Origin of the sequence: Hydrogenophaga crassostreae (assembly GCF_001761385.1) — a bacterium.
Lineage (GTDB): Bacteria > Pseudomonadota > Gammaproteobacteria > Burkholderiales > Burkholderiaceae_C > Hydrogenophaga > Hydrogenophaga crassostreae.
This window is the reverse complement of the sequence record NZ_CP017476.1, coordinates 625537-647068: the sequence shown is the minus strand read 5'-3', so window position 1 is coordinate 647068 and position 21532 is coordinate 625537. Positions and strand designations below refer to the sequence as shown.

At 61.2% G+C, this 21532-nt stretch carries 21 protein-coding genes; 14 read left to right on the top strand and 7 right to left on the bottom strand.

What is annotated here, in order from left to right:
* Positions 1 to 3: 3 nt before the first annotated feature.
* The 4 genes from LPB072_RS03110 to LPB072_RS03095 all read right to left on the bottom strand — a co-directional run bounded on the left by LPB072_RS03110 (position 4) and on the right by LPB072_RS03095 (position 4833).
* Positions 4 to 915 carry an ABC transporter permease gene (locus LPB072_RS03110; protein WP_066092509.1) on the bottom strand — a complete coding sequence of 304 codons (912 nt, stop codon included), beginning with the start codon at positions 913 to 915 and terminating at the stop codon, positions 4 to 6.
* Positions 916 to 988: 73 nt separating this feature from the next.
* Positions 989 to 2563 carry an ABC transporter substrate-binding protein gene (locus LPB072_RS03105; RefSeq protein WP_197508963.1) on the bottom strand — a complete coding sequence of 525 codons (1575 nt, stop codon included), beginning with the start codon at positions 2561 to 2563 and terminating at the stop codon, positions 989 to 991.
* A 44-nt stretch (positions 2564 to 2607) separates the two neighbouring features.
* Entirely contained in the window at positions 2608 to 3849 is a 1242-nt protein-coding gene (locus LPB072_RS03100) for a M20 aminoacylase family protein (RefSeq protein ID WP_066091470.1), read from the bottom strand.
* 3 nt (positions 3850 to 3852) lie between these two features.
* On the bottom strand, positions 3853 to 4833 hold the full coding sequence (locus LPB072_RS03095; RefSeq protein WP_066091468.1) for an ABC transporter permease: 981 nt from the start codon (positions 4831 to 4833) through the stop codon (positions 3853 to 3855).
* 372 nt (positions 4834 to 5205) lie between these two features.
* Between LPB072_RS03095 and LPB072_RS03090 the strand changes: the two genes are divergently transcribed.
* Positions 5206 to 5562 carry a ComEA family DNA-binding protein gene (locus LPB072_RS03090; protein ID WP_066091465.1) on the top strand — a complete coding sequence of 119 codons (357 nt, stop codon included), beginning with the start codon at positions 5206 to 5208 and terminating at the stop codon, positions 5560 to 5562.
* 91 nt (positions 5563 to 5653) lie between these two features.
* On the opposite strand, the gene LPB072_RS03085 is transcribed toward LPB072_RS03090, so the two are convergent.
* Together LPB072_RS03085 and LPB072_RS03080 are read right to left on the bottom strand one after the other, a co-directional pair.
* Complete coding sequence (locus LPB072_RS03085; RefSeq protein ID WP_066091463.1) at positions 5654 to 6583, bottom strand: porin; 930 nt, start codon at positions 6581 to 6583, stop codon at positions 5654 to 5656.
* Positions 6584 to 6863: 280 nt separating this feature from the next.
* On the bottom strand, positions 6864 to 7781 hold the full coding sequence (locus tag LPB072_RS03080; protein ID WP_066091461.1) for a porin: 918 nt from the start codon (positions 7779 to 7781) through the stop codon (positions 6864 to 6866).
* A gap of 273 nt (positions 7782 to 8054) precedes the next feature.
* On the opposite strand from LPB072_RS03080, the gene coq7 reads away from it, so the two are divergent.
* Positions 8055 to 8708, top strand: a complete 654-nt coding sequence (coq7, locus tag LPB072_RS03075) for a 2-polyprenyl-3-methyl-6-methoxy-1,4-benzoquinone monooxygenase (RefSeq protein ID WP_407927779.1) — start codon at positions 8055 to 8057, stop codon at positions 8706 to 8708.
* A 50-nt stretch (positions 8709 to 8758) separates the two neighbouring features.
* Here the strand turns inward: coq7 and LPB072_RS03070 are convergent, their stop codons facing one another.
* Entirely contained in the window at positions 8759 to 9208 is a 450-nt protein-coding gene (locus tag LPB072_RS03070; protein WP_066091458.1) for an OsmC family protein, read from the bottom strand.
* Between the two features lie 235 nt (positions 9209 to 9443).
* On the opposite strand from LPB072_RS03070, the gene ilvA reads away from it, so the two are divergent.
* The 12 genes from ilvA to gspD all read left to right on the top strand — a co-directional run bounded on the left by ilvA (position 9444) and on the right by gspD (position 21518).
* Positions 9444 to 11054: a threonine ammonia-lyase, biosynthetic gene (gene ilvA, locus LPB072_RS03065; protein WP_082877008.1), complete on the top strand. Its 1611-nt coding sequence runs from the start codon at positions 9444 to 9446 to the stop codon at positions 11052 to 11054.
* A 23-nt stretch (positions 11055 to 11077) separates the two neighbouring features.
* Positions 11078 to 12169, top strand: a complete 1092-nt coding sequence (gene cobT, locus LPB072_RS03060; RefSeq protein ID WP_082876974.1) for a nicotinate-nucleotide--dimethylbenzimidazole phosphoribosyltransferase — start codon at positions 11078 to 11080, stop codon at positions 12167 to 12169.
* A 176-nt stretch (positions 12170 to 12345) separates the two neighbouring features.
* On the top strand, positions 12346 to 12672 hold the full coding sequence (locus tag LPB072_RS23640; RefSeq protein ID WP_197508899.1) for a hypothetical protein: 327 nt from the start codon (positions 12346 to 12348) through the stop codon (positions 12670 to 12672).
* 325 nt (positions 12673 to 12997) lie between these two features.
* On the top strand, positions 12998 to 13459 hold the full coding sequence (gene gspG, locus LPB072_RS03050) for a type II secretion system major pseudopilin GspG (RefSeq protein ID WP_066091454.1): 462 nt from the start codon (positions 12998 to 13000) through the stop codon (positions 13457 to 13459).
* A 582-nt stretch (positions 13460 to 14041) separates the two neighbouring features.
* Positions 14042 to 14506, top strand: a complete 465-nt coding sequence (locus LPB072_RS03045) for a prepilin-type N-terminal cleavage/methylation domain-containing protein (protein WP_197508898.1) — start codon at positions 14042 to 14044, stop codon at positions 14504 to 14506.
* Positions 14503 to 14877: a type II secretion system minor pseudopilin GspI gene (gene gspI / locus LPB072_RS03040; RefSeq protein ID WP_066091054.1), complete on the top strand. Its 375-nt coding sequence runs from the start codon at positions 14503 to 14505 to the stop codon at positions 14875 to 14877. The genes LPB072_RS03045 and gspI overlap by 4 nt, the downstream gene beginning before the upstream one ends.
* Positions 14878 to 15627, top strand: a complete 750-nt coding sequence (locus LPB072_RS03035; RefSeq protein ID WP_082876958.1) for a PulJ/GspJ family protein — start codon at positions 14878 to 14880, stop codon at positions 15625 to 15627.
* A gap of 5 nt (positions 15628 to 15632) precedes the next feature.
* Positions 15633 to 16619 carry a type II secretion system minor pseudopilin GspK gene (gene gspK / locus LPB072_RS03030; protein WP_066091051.1) on the top strand — a complete coding sequence of 329 codons (987 nt, stop codon included), beginning with the start codon at positions 15633 to 15635 and terminating at the stop codon, positions 16617 to 16619.
* Positions 16620 to 16735: 116 nt separating this feature from the next.
* A complete protein-coding gene (gene gspL / locus LPB072_RS03025; RefSeq protein ID WP_082876957.1) occupies positions 16736 to 17995 on the top strand; it encodes a type II secretion system protein GspL in 1260 nt (419 codons plus the stop codon).
* Positions 17996 to 18012: 17 nt separating this feature from the next.
* A complete protein-coding gene (gene gspM / locus LPB072_RS03020) occupies positions 18013 to 18579 on the top strand; it encodes a type II secretion system protein GspM (protein ID WP_082876956.1) in 567 nt (188 codons plus the stop codon).
* A complete protein-coding gene (gene gspN / locus LPB072_RS03015) occupies positions 18576 to 19373 on the top strand; it encodes a type II secretion system protein N (protein ID WP_082876955.1) in 798 nt (265 codons plus the stop codon). The genes gspM and gspN overlap by 4 nt, the downstream gene beginning before the upstream one ends.
* Positions 19374 to 19391: 18 nt before the next feature.
* Positions 19392 to 21518 (top strand): type II secretion system secretin GspD, encoded by a 2127-nt coding sequence (gspD, locus tag LPB072_RS03010; RefSeq protein ID WP_082876954.1) that lies wholly within the window; start codon positions 19392 to 19394, stop codon positions 21516 to 21518.
* Positions 21519 to 21532: the final 14 nt, after the last annotated feature.

Sequence of the window (21532 nt, the reverse complement as noted above, 5' to 3'; positions counted from 1 at the left end):
GGTCTAGCGCAAGCGCGGGTTAAGGGCATCGCGCAACCAGTCGCCCAGCAAGTTCACGCTGAAAGCGATCACCACCAGCACCGCGCCCGGAAAAACCGTGATCCACCATTCGCCGGAAAAAAGGTAGTCGTTGCCCACGCGGATCAGGGTGCCCAATGAGGGGGCCGTCGGGGGTGCTCCCACGCCAAGAAAAGACAAAGTTGCCTCCGTAATGATGGCCGTGGCGACCTGAATCGTGGCCAAGACCAAGACCGGGCCCAGAACATTGGGCAGCACATGGCGGCGCATGATGCGCATCGGCGATACGCCAATCACGCGTGCCGCCTGCACATATTCCTTGTTGCGTTCAACCAGCGTGGAACCCCGCACCGTGCGTGCGTACTGCACCCAACCCGTCAACGAAATCGACAGAATCAATACGCCAAATGCCAGGGCATCGTGTGCCCCGGGAAACATGGCCCGTCCCACCCCGGCAATCAGCAGCGCGACCAGGATGGCGGGGAAGGACAACATCACATCGCAAAGCCGCATCAGAAAACCATCGACCCAGCCCCCAAGGAAACCCGCCAGCAATCCGAGCGCCACGCCAACCGCCACGGACAGCAGCACCGAAGCCAGGCCCACAGCCAAGGAGATACGGGCGCCGTACATCAGGGCCGACAAAATGTCGCGCCCCTGATCGTCGGTACCCAGCAGAAACGAAGCGTTGCCGCCCGGGCTCCAGGCCGGAGGAAGCAGTGCGTTGCCCAGCTCCAGCGTCGCCAGATCAAACGGGTTGTGCGGTGCGACCCAGGGGGCAAAGGCCGAGCAAAACACACAGACCAGGGCAACAAAAGCCGCCAGCATCGCGGCAGGAGACGACAAAAAGCTGTGACCCACGTCGCTGTCGGCCCAGCGTTTGAAAGAGGCGATCAAGGGCAATACCCGTTATGCGCAGCCCCGCCATGCCCGCCTTTTGAAGGACGAACAAGCGAGTTCACGTTTGGTGTTACTTGACGCTGATGTAGCGGAACGGCATGACGTTGTCGGCCATTTGCACCAACTCCACGTTGTTGGCCACACCCCAGGCGAGCGCCTGCTGATGAAGCGGCAAATGGCCAATGTCGGCGGCGTGCATTGCGAAGGCGTCCTTGATCAGTCCGTCACGCTTGGCTTTGTCGGTCTCCGACTGGATTTGCAGAATCAGCTCATCGAGCTTCGGGTTGCAGTAGGCGCCCAGGTTGAACTGGCCAGCCCCCTTGTCATCCACGCAGCGCATCAGGGCGTTCAAGGCGTTGTGGGAATCGTAGGTGCTGGGTGTCCAGCCCAGCATGTAAAAGCTGGTGTCGCGCTTGAGTACTTTGGGGAAGTAGGTGCCTTTGGTTTCAGCCTGCAGGTTGACCTTCACACCGATACGCGCCAAACCGGCGGCCACGGCTTGGCAGATATTGCTGTCGTTCACATACCGGTCATTGGGGCAATTCATTCCCACTTCAAAGCCATTGGGGTACCCCGCTTCTGTCAACAGCGCTTTGGCAGCGGCGGTGTCATATGGCAAACGCTTGTCCATGGTGGCATCAAAGCCATTGATGCCAGGGCCTACCATCAGCGCAGTGGGCCGGGAAGCGCCACGCATCACTGTTTTCTGAATACCGTCAATATCGATGGCCTGATAGAACGCCTGGCGCACGCGCTTGTCTTTGAAGGGGTTTTTGCCCTTCACACTGGAATACAACAGCTCGTCGCGCTTCTGGTCCATACCCAGAAAAATGGTGCGCAGCTCAGGGCCTTGCAGCACCCGTGCTTTGCCGCTGGCCGTGATGCGCGGCACATCCTGCAGCGGCACCGGCTCAATCACATCCACCTGCCCGGACAGCAAGGCGGCCACGCGAGTCGCATCGTTGCCAATCGGCGTGAATTCCACATTGATCACGTTGCCTTCAATTTTTCCCCAGTAGCTGCCGTTGCGCACAAACGAAGTCTTCACGTTGGGCTGGCGCTCGCGCAAACGGTATGGCCCCGTGCCATTCGCTTTGAACGACGCGGTGTTCTCGATGCCTTTGCGGCGGTCCACCGGCTTGGTCGCACCGTTTTTCTCCGACCAGTCCTTGCTCATGATGTAGAAGAACGAGAACACGTCGGGCAAGATCGGGAACGGTGCCTTGGTCTCAAAGTCAACCGCAAAGTCGTTGACCTTGCGCACTTCCTTGATGTCGTTGGTGTAAGACTTCATGTCCGAGCCATCGCCCGAGCCACGGGCGAAACTGAAGATCACATCGTCAGCGGTAAACGGCGTGCCATCGTGGAATTTCACGCCTTTGCGCAATTCGAAGCGCCAGACCGTGGGTGACACCTGTTTCCAGCTGGTGGCCAGGGCGGGTGTGAGATTGAGCTTGCCGTCCCGTGCCACCAAAGGCTCATAGACATTGCCCGTGACGCTGAGCTGAGTGGTCTCATTGAGCGAATGAGGGTCCATGGACAAGGCGTCGCCCTGGTTACCGATGCGCACAGTTTGAGCGTACGAAAGTCCTGCAGTCATCAGTGCGGCTGACGCCACGGCGGTGCCCAGTTTGGATATGACCATCTTCATCTTTTGCTCCTTCGTTGAAATTCCGGATTGACCACGATCTAGATATCTTCGCTCAAAGGCAAGCCCTGCTCAATCAAGCTGGCATGCAAGGCTGCCCCCAGAGGCAGCACCTCATCATTAAAGTCGTATCGGCTATTGTGCAAGACACAACTGCCCACGCCATTGTCGGCGCCCTGCCCCAGACGCAAGTAGGCACCGGGCTTGACTTGCAGCATGAAGGAGAAGTCTTCGGCACCCATGCTCGGGTCAAGGTTTCGATCCAGGTGGTCGCGCCCGACAAGGCCCTGCGCCACGTCTGCCGCGAGGTGGGCTTCATTCAACGTGTTGATGGTGGCCGGGTAGATCCGCTCGTAGTTCACATGGGCCGTCGCACCAAAGCCCAGCGCCACGCCCGAACACACTTCGCGCAAACGGCGTTCCACCATGTCTTGCACCTGTGAACTGAAGGTACGCACCGTGCCAACCAGCGTCGCCGTACCCGGCATCACACTGAATGCGCCCAGGTCGCCGGCCTTCATGGCACACATGCTGATGACAGCGCTGTCCACGGCGCGCACATTGCGCGATACGATGCTTTGCACCGCTGTGATGATGTGCGCAGCCACCAAAACCGGGTCCACGGTTTGGTAAGGGTGTGCACCATGCCCACCCTGGCCTGTGATCTCGATGGTGATGCGGTCGGCAGCCGCCATCATGGGCCCGGGGTTGATGCCCACCATGCCCGGACGCATCTGAGGCCAGTTGTGCATTGCAAAAACCGACTGCACAGGAAAGCGCTCGAACAGGCCGTCTTCGATCATGGCCTTGGCACCAGCGAATCCCTCTTCGCCCGGCTGAAAGATCAAGATAGCCGAGCCGTCAAAGCGGCGGGTTTCGGCCAGGTACCGTGCAGCACCCACCAGCATGGCGGTGTGCCCATCATGGCCGCAGCCGTGCATCATCCCCGGCGTGCCAGATTTCCAGGCGAAATCGTTGTGCTCGGTCATGGGCAGCGCATCCATATCGGCGCGCAGACCAATCATTTTTCCACTCTGGGTCTTGCGGCCATGGATAACGGCTACAACGCCTGTCTTGCCTATGCCGGTGTGAATTTCATCCGCCCCACACACCTTCAGAGACTCCACCACCCGTCTGGCCGTGTAGTGCTCTTCAAAGCCAATTTCCGGGTGAGCATGCAGATCGCGCCTCAGGGCGGTCAGTTCGGGGTGGTAGGCGGCGATGTGTGCAAAGGCGCGGCCATGGGCCTTGATTCGGGATGGCAACAAAGCATTTGCAGTCATCGCTCAATGCCCTCCTGCTTTGTCCATGCGAAGTCGTGGATCCACAGCAAAGTACAGCAAATCAACCACCAGGTTGATCAACACAAAGATCAACGCGATCAAGCAAAGATAGGCGGCCATGACAGGAATATCGGCAAACGTTACCGCCTGTATAAACAGCAGACCCATGCCCGGCCACTGGAACACCGTTTCCGTGATGATGGCGAAGGCAATGAGCCCGCCCAGCTGCAGGCCGGTGATCGTCATGACGGGGACCAAGGTATTTTTTAGTGCATGGCGAAAGTGAACCGCCCGGTTGCTCAAGCCTCTGGCGCGGGCGAACTTGATGTAGTCGGTGCGCAAGACCTCCAGCATTTCGGCCCTGACCAGCCGCATGATCAAGGTGAGCTGAAAAATGGCCAGCGTGATCGCTGGCAGGGTCACATGTAGCCACCCATTGGGCGTGAGCAACCCGGATGTCCACCAACCCACCTGAACCAAATCGCCCCGCCCAAAGCTGGGAAACCAGCCCAGGTTCACCGAGAAAACCAGTATCAGCAGAATACCAATCAGGAAAGTAGGCAGCGACACCCCAAGCAAAGATACCGCCATGAAGAGCTGACTGATGGCGCTGCCCTTCTTGAGTGCGGCATAGACGCCCATCGGCACCCCGACAACCATGGCCAAAACGGCGGCAACCATGGCCAGTTCCAAGGTGGCGGGAAGTCGCTCGGCGATCAAACGCGAGACTTTTGCACCCTGTCGAAGGCTGAGCCCGAACTCGCCTTGAACGGCGTTCACCAGGAAATGCCAAAACTGGAACACGAAAGACCGATCCAGACCCAGGTCAGAACGCATCTGGCGAATCTGATCGGGTGTTGCGTCTTGGCCGAGAAGGAACACCACAGGATCACCGACATGTTGAAACAACATGAAAGCAATAAAGGCCACGCTGACCATCACGAGCACTGCCTGGGCCAAACGACTGAACACAAAAGCCAACATGGGTTTGGAGCGCTGAGTTAAGACTTCCAGAAGAACAAAACGCACCAGAACAGGCGCAGCGTGATTCAGTTTACCGGAAGACCGGGGCGCCCATCGCGAACTTCCCAGCAACCGGGACAAGTGGCCCTGCCACCACCGGACCCAGCGGCAGCCCAAACCTATGGGTGGCGCAGACCCTGCAAACCGCCTCACTTCATATGGGATGAATCAAAAGGTTGGGTCGATCGTTCTCGAACTTCCCCAACAAAGGGGATGACCGGCATGCTGCATGTCGTTAAATTTGGAAAAAGAGAAATCTAAAGAACTCTCTTTTTTTGAAATCATTTTTATTAATTGATTGTTTTGTTTTAATCAAATGCAAAGGAAGATCTTATGTGGGTATCTAGACTGATCGGCGCTTTTCTCTTGTTTTTCACGCTCACGGCATGGGCTGCCGTCGACATCAATACAGCCTCTGCAGACGACTTGATCAGCATCAGGGGCATCGGGCCAGGCACATCGACAAAAATTCTGGATCAACGCAAGGTAAGCAAATTCAAGAATTGGGATGACTTGATTCAGCGCGTTTCAGGGATTGGTGAGGCCAAAGCCAGCAAGCTCTCGCAAGAAGGTCTGACGGTCAATGGCGACAAATTCAAGGGCGGCCCAGCTTTGAAACAGCAGCAGAAGGCTGAACCATCCAGGGGCAAAAAGGTTTCGGCTGCCCCCACGGGGAAAGCGGCCAGATAGCCGCCGGGCATGAAGGCACGTAAAAAAGCCGCTTGGGTTACCCCAAGCGGCTTTTTTTATCCTCGACACAGCGGCCCTGAGGCCGCAAGCATCAGAACGTGTGCTTGACGCCCACGCCGTAACGGGACTCAACACCATCGTAGCTGGTCACAGCTGCGTCGTTGTCCTTGCGGAAACCACCGTAAACGCTGGTGCGCTTGGACAGGGAGTAGCTCACACCCAGGCCGAAGCTGTTGGCGTTGTCGCCGCCAGCGTCAGGGCGCACTTGCGTGAAGCCGGTCGACAGAACCAGCGCTGGGGACAAAGGCACGTCCACACCAACGGTGATGTCTTTGGCTTCGTCTTGAACAACGCCAAACACGGCCATCAACTTGGCTGCGCCCAGATCGTAAGAACCGTTGACGCGGGTCAGCTTGCGGGTCGTGCCAGCAATGGCTTTTTCCTGCTGGTGAGCCAGGCCCACAACCACAGGGCCGCCAGCGTAGGCGCCGCTGAATGCGGTCACGCGCTCGACGTCAGCCGTTGCGTTCTTGAAGTTGGTGCTCACGGAAGCGGTGAAGCCACCCATGTCAGCCATGGAGAGTTTCACACCGCTGTCAGGGTTGGAAACGTAGTTGTAGGAAGGAGCGATGCCGGCAGGCGACAACACGGAATCGAACACAGGGATGATCGCTGCAGCGACGTCATCGTAGGCGTTCCAGGTCTTGCCGAACTGGATGGCACCGAAACCGCTGCTGAAGCCGACATTGGCTTGACGACCAAAGGCTGCGCCCTTGATGTTGCCGTTGGTCAGGTCGAGACCTTGTTCGAAGTTGAAGTTGGCTTTCAAACCGCCACCCAGGTCTTCGGAACCCTTGACGCCCCAACGGCTGGTGCTCACACCACCGGAGGTCATACGGGCGCTCACGTCGGCATCCTTGTGGATCACGACGTCGGCGATGCCGTACAGGGTCACGCTGGACTGGGCCATGGCTGCGCCGGAAGCGGCCAGAACGGCCAGAGCAATCAGAGACTTTTTCATAAGATTTTCCTTGTTTCAAAAGTCCAGTTCCGTTCATCGAAACCGGTGTGAAGTTAAGTCACAGTCCACATCGTAATCCCGCAGAACACGGACACAAGGGTTTCCCCTCAATCCCGAGGTTGCGATCTGTAAATATGTCGGGTTTTCCCGACACAACAACTGGAACGGCATCCCAAATGAGGTCTTTAGATTGAAATACTGGCGCAAAAAAACCCCGGTAGCAGGTGCTACCGGGGTTTTTTGCTTGAGATCACAAAGCTGGCCAAAGGCCAGCAGGGGATCAGAAGTTGTGGCGAACGCCCAAACCAACGTTGTTGGCGTTGTCAGCGGTCTTGCCCTTGCCGTCACGCACGAAGGCAACGTAAGCCGTGGTGCGCTTGCTCATTGGGTACTTGACTTCCAACAGCAGGTCGGTGTCCTTGTAGAAGGTATCGCGTGCGATGTCGAGAACCAGGTCAACTGGACCGGCCTTCACAGCACCACCCAGAGCGAAACCTTTGCCGTCGCCTGCTGGATCAACAATGGCGCCGGCCAGGGTGAACATGCCCATGGTGTAACGGCCACCAACGTGGAAGCTCTTCTCGCCGCCGCTAGGCTTGTTGTAGTTGACGGAGAAGGCCATTGGGCCATTGGCGTAAATACCGGTGAGGTCGGAGCGGGCCACATCGGTACCTGCTGGGTCATTGCCCTTCAACTGGTGACCGAGCATGACTTTGAAACCACCCATGGAAGGCGTGGTGTACATCATGCCGTTGCTACGGAAACCGTTCAGAGCGGTACCGAACTGCTTGGTTTGAACCGAGTAGTTGGCCGTGCCGGTCAGTTCCCAGGTTGCTGCTGCGTAGAAAGCTGGGTTCAAAGAACGGCCCAGACGCAGGTCACCGAAGCCACCCGACAGGTTCATCCAGGCTGCACGGCCGAATTCGCCGGTGCCGCTCTTGGAGATGTTGCCGTTTTCGAGGCTCAGACCTTGTTCAAAGGTGAAGCCGGCCTTCAGGCCGCCACCGAGGTCTTCAGAACCGCGCACACCCCAACGGCTGGTGCCGTTGTTCATGGTTCCGCTGCTGCTCAATTTGGTGGTCTGACCGTCCATCTTGGCGATGGAGACATCAGCCACGCCGTACAGCGTGACGGAGGATTGTGCGAAAACTGCACCCGAGGCGGCCACGGCTGCCAAAGCAATCAGAGTCTTTTTCATTGAGAGTATCTCCAAAGTTGAGTTTGAGGCTGCAGGTCCAACGAACCTTTGCCAACCTCCGTTTGCGGAAGTTGATTCATTGCACCAGAAGCCCATCAGACGCGCAAAGGTTTCATAGACAAATCGAGCCAGTTTGTCGCTCCGTTACAACACGAAACAGCCCTCCTATAAAGGCTCATAAACCCATGCGCGACAAGGGTTTTCCCGGGTTTTTCTGCAAAATAGCAACAAGATCTGAGCGAACATTTCACAGTCCCAATTCACCCTCTAATGATGCCCATGGATGCCCTGCTTTTTGCCGCTGATTCGGCGCTCCGAACTCTCTTCGCTCCACCCCGGGCGACTCGCCCATGTCCGACGCCAGCGAATCAGCTCGGCCTGCAGGAACTCAGTGAGATCGAGCGCCGAACCAGTGGCGCCCTCATGCGCGTGAACCATGTGGGCGAGGTGTGTGCGCAAGCGCTCTACACGGCTCAGGCTCTGGCGGCAAGAACGGGCAACCGCGATGGGGCACAACAGGAGGCGCTCGCACGCCAACTCGAAGCGGCGGGTGCTGAGGAGACCGACCACCTGGCCTGGACCCGGCAAAGACTCGACGCCCTGGGAGCTCGCCCCTCGCTGCTCAACCCGCTCTGGTATGCCGGCTCGTTTGGCATTGGCCTGATCGCCGGGCGCATGGGCACCAGCGTGAGTTTGGGCTTCGTGGTGGAAACAGAGCGACAGGTCGAGGCGCATCTGGCCAGCCATCTGACACAGCTCCCACCCCACGACCTGCCTTCACGCGCGATCGTGAATCAAATGAAAGAAGACGAGGCCAGGCACGCCAAAGAGGCCATGCATGCAGGCGCTGCGGAACTGCCCGCACCGGTTCGTGCGGTGATGAGGCTGGCGGCCAAAGTGATGACCACAGTCGCTCACACCATCTGATCACTGACTCGCGAACGGCAACACCCCACCAAGCACTGACAATGTTCGCCTCAGCCCTCGGCGACTTCGAACCCCGTGGTGATTTGCGCCGTTTTTCCGAGCATGACGCTCGCTGAACAATACTTGTCATGACTCATGGCAATGGCCCGCTCCACAGCGGCAGCCGGAACGCCTGCCCCGGTCACCGTGAAATGCATGTGAATCTTGGTGAACACCTTGGGATCGGCATCGGCCCGCTCGGTGGTGAGTTTCACGGTGCAGCCCTTTACGGCGTGGCGGCCACGTTTGAGAATCAGCACCACGTCATATGCCGTGCAGCCCCCGGTGCCGGCCAACAACAACTCCATTGGGCGAGCAGCAAGGTTTGCGCCACCATTCTCGGGTTTGGCCGCATCGGGCGCTCCGTCCATGGCCACCACGTGGCCACTGCCCGTTTCGGCCACAAAACCCATATTCGAGCGGGTTCCGGCAGCGCCAGTCCAACTGACAGTGCATTCCATGGCGCTTTCCTTTGCGTGAAATAAACGGCAAAACGAGATATTGCTCACAATAAACGAGCAGTTTTCCCTGTTGACATGTTGCATTGCAGCATGTCTTGGGTATACTGGCACCATTGTATTGAAGGTTGTCTCCTCTGCCCTCCACGGGTGGATTTAGACCCGAACAGGCCTCGGCCCGTTCGGGTTTTTTTTCGCCAAAAGTTGGGCCGATATGATGCAGCCCAAGGAAAACACCATGCCAGCAAGCCGAAAAACACAAAGCAAACCCGCCATCGCCCGCAAGAGTGTGGGCGGCTCTGGACTTACGCCTGCCGACTACCTGAAGAAAATTCTCACCGCCCGGGTCTATGACGTGGCGATCGAGTCCAACCTGGAGATCGCCAAGAACCTGAGCCAGCGCTTGGGGAATACGGTTTTGCTCAAACGCGAAGACCAGCAACCGGTTTTCAGCTTCAAGCTGCGAGGGGCTTACAACAAGATGGCCCACTTGACCCCCGCGCAGTTGAAAAAGGGCGTGATCTGCGCATCTGCAGGCAACCACGCCCAAGGCGTGGCGCTCAGCGGACGCAAGCTGGGCACGCGGTCGGTGATCGTGATGCCAACGACCACGCCTCAGGTCAAGGTTGATGCGGTTCGGGCACTTGGCGGTGAAGTCGTTTTAAGTGGTGAAAGCTACTCCGACGCGTACACCCATGCTGCGGCCCTTCAGAAGCGCGAAGGACTGACCTTCGTGCACCCTTTTGACGATCCCGATGTAATCGCTGGGCAGGGCACCATAGCCATGGAGATCCTCCGCCAGTTGCAGAGTCTGGGCACCACCCGGCTCGACGCTGTTTTTGTCGCCATCGGTGGTGGCGGTCTCATTTCTGGCGTGGCCAACTACATCAAGGCAGTGCGACCAGAGGTCAAAGTCATTGGTGTTCAAACCAACGACTCAGACGCGATGTTGCAATCGGTACAAGCGGGTGAACGGATCACCCTGCCTGACGTGGGCCTGTTTGCCGACGGCACTGCGGTGAAACTGGTGGGGGAAGAAACCTACCGGGTGGCAAGCGCCCTCGTCGACGAATACGTGGTGGTCGACACGGACGCGGTGTGCGCAGCCATCAAGGACATTTTTGTCGACACGCGCAGCATCGTAGAGCCGTCTGGCGCGCTCGCAGTGGCAGCGGTGAAGCAATACGTGGCCAAACACAAGACCAAGGGCCAGACCTATGCGGCCATCCTGTGTGGTGCCAACATGAATTTCGACCGCCTGCGCTTTGTGGCCGAACGGGCGGAAGTGGGCGAAGAGCGAGAAGCCCTGTTTGCAGTCACCATCCCTGAAGAACGCGGCAGCTTTCGGCGCTTTTGCGAACTCATTGGTGATCTCCCGGGAACACCACGCAATGTGACCGAGTTCAACTACCGCATTCACAACGAGCGCGAGGCCCACGTATTTGTGGGCCTGACCACCCAGGGCAAAGGCGAATCCACAAGAATCGCGAAGACACTGGGCAAACAGGGATTCAAAACCCTGGACCTGACCCATGATGATCTGGCCAAGGAACACATTCGACACATGGTGGGCGGGCACTCGTCCCTGTCGAGCGACGAGCGCCTGATGCGTTTCATCTTCCCGGAGCGCCCGGGGGCGTTGCTCAAATTCCTGAATCTGATGCGCCCCAACTGGAACATCAGCCTGTTCCACTACCGCAACCAGGGCGCCGACTACGGCCGCATTCTGGTGGGAATGCAGGTGCCGCCCAAGGACGACAAGGCGTTTACGCAATTTTTGGGCACTTTGGGGTACCCCTGTGTCGAAGAAACGAGCAATCCGGTGTACCGTCTGTTTCTTAAAAGCTGAACACACCGACCGAACACCTGCCCATGACCGATTCAACCGAGCCCGTTCTGGAAACGCCTGCGCCGCTGACGGCCGAGGTGCCCGAACTGCGTTTGCCTGAGGTGGTGGCAGCCAACAACCCCACATTGGTGTTCGAACTGCACCAGCTGTTTCGCTCCACGCTCGTGCACGACGACGCGCTTGGACGCGTCAAAGGCATTGCCCAGCAGCTCGCCCACATTCAGCATGTGCCGCCCAGGACATTCGAAAGCGTTGCGCTGCAAGAACCGCAACTGGTGGTGTTTGCGGCAGACCATGGCATTTGCGACGAGGGCGTATCGGCCTTTCCCCAGGAGGCCACCCGCCAACGGGTTTTGCACATGTTGCGTGGCAAAGGCAGTACCAACTCTCTGGCCACATTGCACGGTTTTCAGGTCAGTGTGGTCGACGCCGGCGTTGCCTCACATTTGCTGCCCGCTGACCATGGACGCACAGTCGTGCCCTTGCTTTTGCGAAAAATCGGCTATGGCACGCGCAACATGGTGCTGCGAAGGGCGATGTCATCGACCCAGGTAGTGGCAGCGTTACACGCGGGCATGGATGTGGTTCGGCATCTGCCAGGCAATGTGATCGCCCTGGGCGACGTGGGCGTGGGCAGCACTTCGTGCGCCGCATTGCTCCTGGTTCGCCTGTGCGGCGTGCCACTCGAAGACGCCTGCGGACGTGGCAGCGGTCTTGACGATTCACAACTCAAGATCAAGCACGAAGTGCTGCAACTGGCGTTGAAACGCCACCGCAAAGCCACCGACCCCCTGGATATTCTCGGCGCCATGGGGGGGTTTGAAATTGCCATGATGGTTGGTGCCATGTTGCAAGCCGCCAGCGAGAGGCGAGCAGTGATCGTGGACGGGTTTGTCGCAACGGCTGCGGCTTTGGTGGCCCGGGCGCTTTCACCCAACGTGATGGACTACCTGATTTTTGCCCACCGCAGCGCTGAACCAGGCCACCGCCTGATGCTCATTCACCTGCAGGTTCAGCCTGTCGTGGATATGGAGCTGCGCATGGGCCAGGGTGTAGGCACCTTGCTGGCCTGGCCACTGATCAAGGCAGCGGAACACCTGATCAACGCGGGCTGAGCTGCTCCTCCACCCCGGCAGGCAACGGCTGGCCAGCCACCCCGGCAGGCAGCGCCTGAGGTTGAGGTTGAGGTTGAGGTTGAGGTTGAGGTTGAGGTTGAGGTTGAGGTTGAGGTTGAGGTTGAGGTTGAGGTTGAGGTTGAGGTTGAGGTTGAGGTTGAGGAAGGCTGCTCACCATGCTGCGCACAGCCGGCTGGGACCCCGCTTGCGGCTCCGGCATCTCCAACTCCAATGTTGCTGGGCCCGATCGCGATTCGCCCAGCTTCACGCCACGCCGACTGACAGACTGCAGCACCAAACCGTCGACCACTTCAGCGCCCACCCGCCAGGGGCGCGGTGGCTGGTCATCGACCGCCAGCAAAGCGGCGCCGGCCAACCGGCCCTGGGCCACCAAACCCAGCAGCCGAACCCGTGAAGGGGGCTGCGGGGCGGCTTCCGTTGAATCGACCACGGCGTCGGGCAGCGCGCCCAATGCACGGCCCACCGAGGCCACATCGGCTTGAGGCGCACTCGGCGCCAAACCCTGCAATGGCACCCAAGGCCCCTGCCCACCCGCTTGCAACACCCAATAACCCGCGCACAGGCCCGCCGCCAACCAGATCACGCCGCCCGCCCAGGCCGCATTCGAACGACCGGACGCATCGGTTGCAACGCCTGGTCCAAACGGTGTACGGTTCTGTCGCAGCGCCAAGCGCTGAGAAAAAGGCCTCTTAAGCATGCGCGCATTATGATCCACAGCAGTCACACCACTGGGCAGCAAGGCCAACCAGCGCCCCATGCGCAAACAGCCAATCACGCTCGCCCGCCGATACGGGAACCCACACATCCATGAACGCGCTCTTTTCAAAACTCCCCGCCCAAGCTCTCCGCGCGCGCCGCGCCCTGCAACAGGGCTTCACGCTGATCGAACTGATGGTCGTACTGGTCATCATTGGCGTGCTGGCCGCGCTGATCGTTCCCAACGTGCTCGACCGGGCAGATGACGCACGGGTCACGGCTGCGCGCACCGATGTGAACAACCTCATGCAGGCCCTGAAACTGTACAAACTCGACAACCAGAGGTTTCCAACCGGCGAGCAAGGCCTGGGTGCGCTGCTCAACAAGCCCAGTACAAGCCCGGTGCCACCCAACTGGCGTCCCTATGTGGAGAAGTTGCCAGCCGACCCATGGAACCGCTCGTACCAGTACCTGAACCCTGGTGTGCATGGCGAGGTGGACGTGCTGTCGCTCGGCGCCGATGGCCAGCCTGGTGGCGAAGGCACGAATGCAGACGTGGGCAGCTGGGAGTGAACATGGCCCCCACGCTCCGCCGCTGCGCGGGTCGCTGCCCCCCGAGGGGGCTGACCCAACTTGGGGCGGCCCTGCGTTGGCTCTTTTGCGCACCCACGCTCCGCCGCTGCGCGGCTCGCTGCCCCCCGAGGGGGCTGACCCAACTTGGGGCGGCCCTGCGTTGGCTCTTTTGCGCCCCCACGCTCCGCCGCTGCGCGGCTCGCTGCCCCCCAAGGGGGCTGACCCAACTTGGGGCGGCCCTGCGTTGGCTCTTTTGCGCACCCACGCTCCGCCGCTGCGCGGGTCGCTGCCCCCCGAGGGGGCTGACCCAACTTGGGGCGGCCCTGCGTTGGCTCTTTTACGCACCCACGCTCCGCCGCTGCGCGGGTCGCTGCCCCCCCGAGGGGGCTGACCCAACTTGGGGCGGCCCTGCGTTGGCTCTTTTGCGCACCCACGCTCCATCCGCCTCGCTTGTTGCTGCCCCCCAGGGAGCTGTCTCACCTTGGGGCGGCCCTGCGTTGAGCCGTCTCCCCATGCGCCGCCGCTGCGAGTGGCGTTGTTCTTTGCACTTGTCCAACTGAGCTGATGTCGCATCAGCCCGCCATGCGCCAGACTCAACAGGGTTTCACTTTGCTGGAGCTCATGGTGGTGATTGCCATCATCGCGCTGGCCACGGCGACAGTGAGCCTGGCGCTGCCCGACTCCAATCGGGATCGGCTGGAAACCGAGGCTCTGCGTTTGTCGGCTTTGCTTGAGTCGGCGCGCGCCCAATCACGCACCAGTGGCGTCCCGGTGTACTGGCGTGCCACCCCCGAAGGTTTCGAATTCGATGGCCTGTCAAGCCGCAAGGAAGCCCCGAACCCTCTCGCGGGCATGCGCGCCTGGCTCCAGGCAGACACGCAAGCGGAAGTCATTCAGCCGGCCGACACAGCCAACCTCGTGCTCGGCCCCGAGCCGTTGATCACGGCCCAGCGGGTGCAACTGCAACTCGGCTCCCAGTCGTTGGTCCTGGCCACCGATGGGCTCGGTCCCTTTACGGTTGCACCACCGACGGACGCGCAGCCATGAACCGACAGTCGACGGCCGGCTTTACGCTGATCGAGATTCTGGTGGCACTGGCCATCACCGCCATGGCCTTGGCCGCGGGTATCCAGGCAACGGGGGCCTTGACGCGTGCCGCCGAGCGCCAGAGCACACAATGGCTGGCCCAGCTCTGCGCGGAAAACACCCTGGTGCAGCTGCGCCTCACCCGTCAGCTGCCGGCGACGGGCGACACCACCGGCACCTGCGAACAGGCGGGCCAGGAGCTTCAGGTGCGCACCTCGGTACAGCCCACGCCCAATCCCAATTTCCGCCGTGTGGACGCCGTCATCACCGGGTCGGTGAATGGCACCCTGGTCAATCTGCTGACCATCTCAACCATCGTGGGGCGCTACTGAATGCCACCAAGTCCCAAGGTCTGCAAGAGCCCTGCGCTGGGCACTCAGACGTATTCACGCCGGACACAAGGCTTCACGCTCATCGAGCTGCTGGTGGCCATGGCAGTGATGGCCATGCTGGCCTTGCTCAGTTGGCGATCGCTCGACAGCATGAACCGGGCACAAGCCTTCACCAAGACGCGATCCGACCAGGTCTTGCGTTTGCAGGCGGCCCTGGGCCAATGGCGTGCCGATCTCGATGCCCTGGTAGAAACCGGCGAGGTCGATTCGATGAGCTTTGATGGCCGCGTGCTGCGCATGACGCGCCGCGACAGCACCGAGGGTGGCGTGCAGAGCCCGGGCTTGCGTGTCGTGGCCTGGACCCGCATGCCAGCCCCTTTGGGCGACACCGAGGTACCCCAGTGGCAACGCTGGCAATCGCCCCCTCTGCGCCAACGCAACGAACTCGCCAGAGCCTGGACCCGTGCCCAGCAGTGGGGTCTGGGAGAAAAACAGGGTGAAGGCGCCGATCCAGGTGACACATCGCTGCCACTGATTCCCATCGATGCCTGGGTGCTCAGCTACCACCGCGGCGCAACCTGGGGCAACCCGCTGTCATCGGTGGGCAATGAAGCCGAGACCCGGCGGGACACCACCGGCAATGCGCCCAACGGTGTGCGACTCACACTCACCTTGACCCCTGGTCAAAGCCTTTCCGGCCCGGTGGTGCTCGACTGGGTCCAGCCCACTTTGACGGCGGGCTCCCCTTGAAACCGATGTCCCAATCCCAGAAAAAGCGCCGGCAGCGCGGGGCGGCGTTGCTGCTGGCCATGCTCGTGGTCACGCTGGTGGCCACGCTGGCCTCGGCCGCCCTGTGGCAACAATGGCGCTCGACCGAAGTGGAAACGGCAGAGCGCCAGCGCGTACAAGCCGGCTGGTTGCTGACCGGAGCAGTCGACTGGGCGCGCCTTATCCTGCGCGAAGATGCGCGCAGCAACCGCAACACCGGCAGCGCAGACCACCTCGGCGAGCCTTGGGCGACGCCGCTGGAAGAAGCCCAACTCTCCAGCTTCCTGGCCGCAGACCCCAACAACAACACCGAAGACCTTCTGCCCGCTTTTCTCTCTGGTGAAATCGTCGACGCCCAAGCCAAACTCAACGCCTTTAACCTGGTTCGAACCAAGGGCGTTGCGGCAAAAAGGGACGCCGAGGTATCGGCGGTCGACGTGGCCGCCTTCAAAAAACTCTACGAATTGCTCAACCTGCCTGAAGCCGAACTGACGGCCGCCGTGGACAACCTGCTGCGCAGCACCGAACAGGCCCTCAACAACCCGGAACCCTCAGCCACCCCGCTGCTGCCGACCCGTTTTTCCCAGCTGGGCTGGCTGGGCATCAGCGAGGCCAGCCTCGAAGCGCTGAGCCCCCACGTCACCTGGCTGCCCACACTGACGCCGCTCAACCTCAATACCGCCAGCGCTCAGGCTTTGTGTGCCAGTGTGCCCGTGCTCGACCTGGCCACCGCAGAACGTCTGGTGGTTGAGCGCGGCACCACACCTTTTCGCGATCTGCCCGCGGCGGCCGCCCGCATTCCCGGAGCCACCGCTGAAACCCTGAAGCCCAACGAACATGACGTGCGCAGCCGCTATTTCGAGGTCACGGTGCGCCTGCGGCTGGACAACCGAACCACCCAGGAGCGCTCATTGGTGGTGCGCACCGGTCTGAAAACGGGCGTGGTGTGGCGCGAACGCACCGCAGTTTCTTGATACACAAGGGGCCGAGAAGGCCACCGAATGCCTTTTCCTTACCTCTAGAATGCTGGAGATAGGCTCAACCGCATAGGCCTGCCTCCCCACCCTGCCCCACGCAACAGCCCCCACTTGTGCTGATCCTCACCCCATCTTCCTTCTCCACCAACGCGGCCGGACCGAACGCCTCCGTGGATTGGGCCAGCTCGTCTGACGGTCAGCAGGTGGTCACCCATGGCACCTCGACACTCTCGACACTCTCGACACTGCCCGCTGACGCCGAACTGGTGCTGGTCTTGCCACCTCAATCGGTGTCGTGGCACAAGATCGCACTGCCCAAGGTGCCCACCGCCCGGTTGCGCGCGGTGCTTGACGGCATGCTGGAAGAGCGCCTGCTCAGCGACACCGCCGAATTGCACTTCGCCTTGGCGCCCGGTGCCAAGGCGGGGGCTTCGGTGTGGGTCGCGGCCTGCCACAAAGCCTGGGTCAAAGGCTGGCTTCAGGCGCTGGAAGGAAGCGGTCGCCCCGTCACCCGCATCGTCCCGGGTTTGAGTCCGCTGGGCACCACAACAGCCAGTGGAGGCGGCGAAGCCACAGGAATGAAGGTGCATTGGGCCCACCACCAGTCCGAACAGGCGTGGCTGGCCAGCGCCAGCACCACTGGCGTAAGCTGCACCCCATTGATGGCCCAGGCCGGTGCAGCGCTCGACACCCTGGCCCCAACCGACGACGCCAATGTGCAATGGCTGTCCGAACCCGCGGCCGCCGCGCAGGCTGAACAGTGTTTTGATCAACGGTTCACGCTGCTGACCCTGCCCAATTGGCTGCTGCGATGTGCGCAATCCGAGTGGAATCTGGCGCAGTTCGACCTGAGTCTGTCCAACAGCGCCCGGCGAGGTCAGCGGCTGCGCCAGTTCTGGCGCCAATTGCGCAGCGCACCCGCCTGGCGGCCCGCTCGCTGGGGTCTGGCGGCTTTGGTCGCGGTGCAACTCATCGGCGTCAATGCCGCGGCCTGGCAGGAACGGCGCGCGCTGAAAACCAAGCAGCAGGCAATCAGTCAGATTTTGCAAACCACGTTTCCCAACGTGACACTGGTGCTGGATGCTCCTGTGCAGATGCAGCGCGAGCTCGCCAACATGCAGCAATCGAACGGTCAACTGTCCACCCTTGATCTGGAGGCCATGCTGTCAGGCATCGCGCGGGCCAGTGCAAAGGAACCTGTGGCCTTGCGTGGCATCCAATACCAGCGCCAGGCCAATGGTGGCAACGGCCAGTTCGTTGCCGATGAGTCGGCCGCAGGCGTCTGGCCCGGGCTGCAAGCCGCCCTGCGTCGTGCGGGCTGGGAAACTACCGTGCAAGACGCCAGCATCTCGTTGAGCCCAGCCCAACCGTGAATGGCCCCACCCACCCGATGAACACCGCCACAACCGCACCCTCCACCGCGCCAACCGGACGCAGAAAAGCCACCAGCAGCGGTCTGGTCGAGCGCCTGACTGTGCGGTGGCAAGCCATGGCGCCGCGGGAGCGCCGGGCTGTCTCGGTCGCTGCGTGGGTGATCGGATTGGCTTTACTCTGGTGGGTGCTGCTCGGCCCGGCCATCAACACCCTGCGCAAAGCCCCCTCGCAACACGCCGCACTGGACGCCCAACTGGCACAAATGCAAAGCATGGCCGCCAGCGTCGAACAACTGCGCGAACAAAACAGTGCCCCCATCCCCAGCCGTGGCGCCGCCCAGAGTTCCCTGACGCAGGCCACGGGCCCACTCGGTGCCACGGCCCAGATCAACGTGCAGGGTGATCGCGCCATCCTCACCTTGCGTGGCACGGCGCCAGAAGCCTTGGCCCTTTGGCTCAACCAGGTGCGCGTCAACGCCCGTCTGGTGCCTGTCAGCGCCCAGCTCGACCTTAGAGGCAGCCCGGAAGGCTGGCACGGCCAGATCACCGTCGCAGGCCCTGGCCTCGGATCGACCACGCCATGATGACCACCAAAGGGTCATCGCGCCTGGCCTGGACGGGGGCCTTGCTGGGGCTGCTGATCGCCATGGTCGTTTTTGCGCCAGCCAGCTGGCTGGCTGGCGCCATCGCCTGGGGCACAGGGGACAAGGTGCAACTGGTCAACACCCGGGGCACTGTCTGGCGCGGCCAAGGCGATTTGCTGCTCACTGGCGGCGCAGGCAGCCGCGCCGAAAGCGCTCTGCCCCAAGGACTGCGTTGGCGCCTCAACCCCACCTGGTCTGAGCGCCGACCCGCCATGGTTCTGGCGCTGGAAACCCCCTGTTGCGCGGCGCAACCCATGCGCATCACAGTCCTGCCCGCCCTGAAAGCCACGACGCTGCGCGTGGCGGCTTTCTCAAGCCAATGGCCAGCCGTCTTGCTCGCCGGCCTGGGGACACCCTGGAACACCTTGCGACCCGAGGGCCAGCTGGCCCTGGAATCCAAGGGGTTGACGGTGCGGATCATCCAGGGGCGATTGCAACTTGAAGGCGGTCTGCAAGTAGACGCTCTGGACATGACCTCGCGGCTGTCCACCCTGCGCCCGCTGGGCAGCTACCGCGTGTTGCTCGACGCCACGCCAGACGGCGACAGCGCCTTGCTGCGCCTGACCACACTCGACGGGGGTCTGCAGCTGCAGGGCAACGGCCAGTGGGTTGGATCCCGACTGCGTTTCCAGGGTTTTGCACAAGCAGCTCCCGGACGCGAAACCGCCCTCGAAAACCTGCTCAACATCATCGGGCGCCGCGACGGCCCACGCTCCATTCTCGCCGTGGGCTGAACGCGATAGGATTCCCATATGAACCGCACACCTCTTGCATTGAAGGCGCCCCAGGCGCCATCGCTGCGCGCCCTGGCACTTGCCATCGGCCTTGCCTTGCTTCCCTGTATTGGCACCGAAGTCGCATGGGCCCAAACTGGCAGCCGTGAGCCCGTCACCCTGAATTTCGTGGACGCCGAAATTGAAGCCGTGGCCCGCACCATGGCCACCATCAGTGGGCGCAACGTGGTGGTCGACCCGCGCGTCAAGGGCGCCATCAGCCTGGCCACCGATCGCCCCGTTTCACCCGCCGCTGCACTTAACCAGTTTGGTGCCGCGCTGCGTTTGCAGGGCTTTACGCTGGTGGACACCGGTGGGCTGTACAAAATCGTGCCCGAGGCCGATGCCAAATTGCAGGGCAACCCCGTCAACGCGGGTTCCGTGAACAAGCTGCGCTCTTCCAATCAGATCGTCACGCAGATCTTCAACCTCAACCACGAGTCGGCCAACAACCTGGTGCCGATCCTGAGACCGCTGATCGGGCCCAACAACACCATCAACGTGAACCCGGGTACGAACGCCCTGGTCATCACCGACTACGCCGACAACCTGCAGCGCATCGGCAACATCATCACCGCACTCGATGTGGCGGGGGCCTCCGATGTCGAGGTGATTCCGCTGCAACACGCCCTCGCTGCCGACCTGGTTCCCATGGTCTCGCGCTTGCTGGACCAGCCTGCTGCGGGCGCCGGCGGACAAGGCGACCCTTCATACAAAACCACCTTGGTGGCCGAGCCACGCAGCAACGCCATCGTGATGCGGGCGGCCAACCCGGCGCGGCTCGCACTGGTTCGATCGCTGGTCATCAAACTCGATCAGCCCAGTTCCATTGATGCCAGCGGCAACATCCATGTGGTGTACCTGAAGAACGCCGATGCCGTTTCGCTGGCCACCACTTTGCGCGCGGCCATGGCCAGCGAAGGTACGTCTGTTTCAGGTGGTGCCTCCATTTCCACTGCGGCGGTTTCACCCACCCAGCGCACGGCCACAGCCGCTGGCAACCAGGCCACCGCCCCCGTGGCTGCGGTGGCATCGCCCTCTACGGGCGGTCAGATCCAGGCCGACCCGGCCACCAATTCGCTCATCATCACCGCGCCCGAACCGCAGTACCGCCAGTTGCGCGCCGTGATCGACAAGCTGGATTCACGCCGCGCACAGGTTTATGTCGAGAGCCTGATCGCCGAAGTCAACGCCGACAAAGCGTCTGAGTTCGGCATCCAATGGCAAAGTCCCATCGGCAACATCGGCAGCAGCGTGGTCGGATTGCTCGGCACCAATTTCGGGGCCGCCGGCAACAACATCCTGACCAACCTGCTGCCCGTCGCAACCGGCGACACAACGGGCATCACCGCGCCCGGCACCGGGTTCAACCTCGGCCTGGCGCAGCAACGCAACGGTGTCTACCTGCTGGGTCTGCTCGCGCGCTTCCTGCAAACCAGCGGGGAAGGCAACGTGTTGTCCACACCCAATCTGCTCACGCTCGACAACCAGGAGGCCAAGATCGTGGTGGGCCAGAACGTGCCCTTTGTGACCGGGCAATACACCAGCAACAACTCCAATGAAGGCTCGGTCAACCCGTTCCAGACCATCGAGCGCAAAGACGTGGGCATCACTCTGCGCGTGAAACCGCAGATCAGCGAAAACGGCACCATCAAGATGACCATCTACCAGGAGGTCAGCGCTGTGCAGGCTTCCTCGCTCAACTCGCCATCCGGCATCATCACCACGCAGCGCACCATTGAATCCACGGTGCTGGTGGAAGACGGTGGCGTGATCGTTCTGGGCGGCCTGTTGCAAGACGAATTTTCGGGCAACCAGGACAAAATTCCCGGCCTCGGCGATGTGCCGATTCTGGGCAACCTTTTCAAGAACGAAACACGCACCCGCAAGAAAACCAACCTGATGGTATTCCTGCGCCCCGTGATCTTGCGCGACGCCAGCGCCACCAACGCACTTTCGCTCGACCGCTACGACCTCATGCGCGGCGCGCAAAAAGAAGCCCAGCCCGAACCGAGCCAGATGCTGCGCATCAACGATGCGCCAGTCATGCCACCACAACGCGCACCCGTCTATGACGCTGTGCCGACCATACCGGCCAGCAATTGATTCAACACCACGCC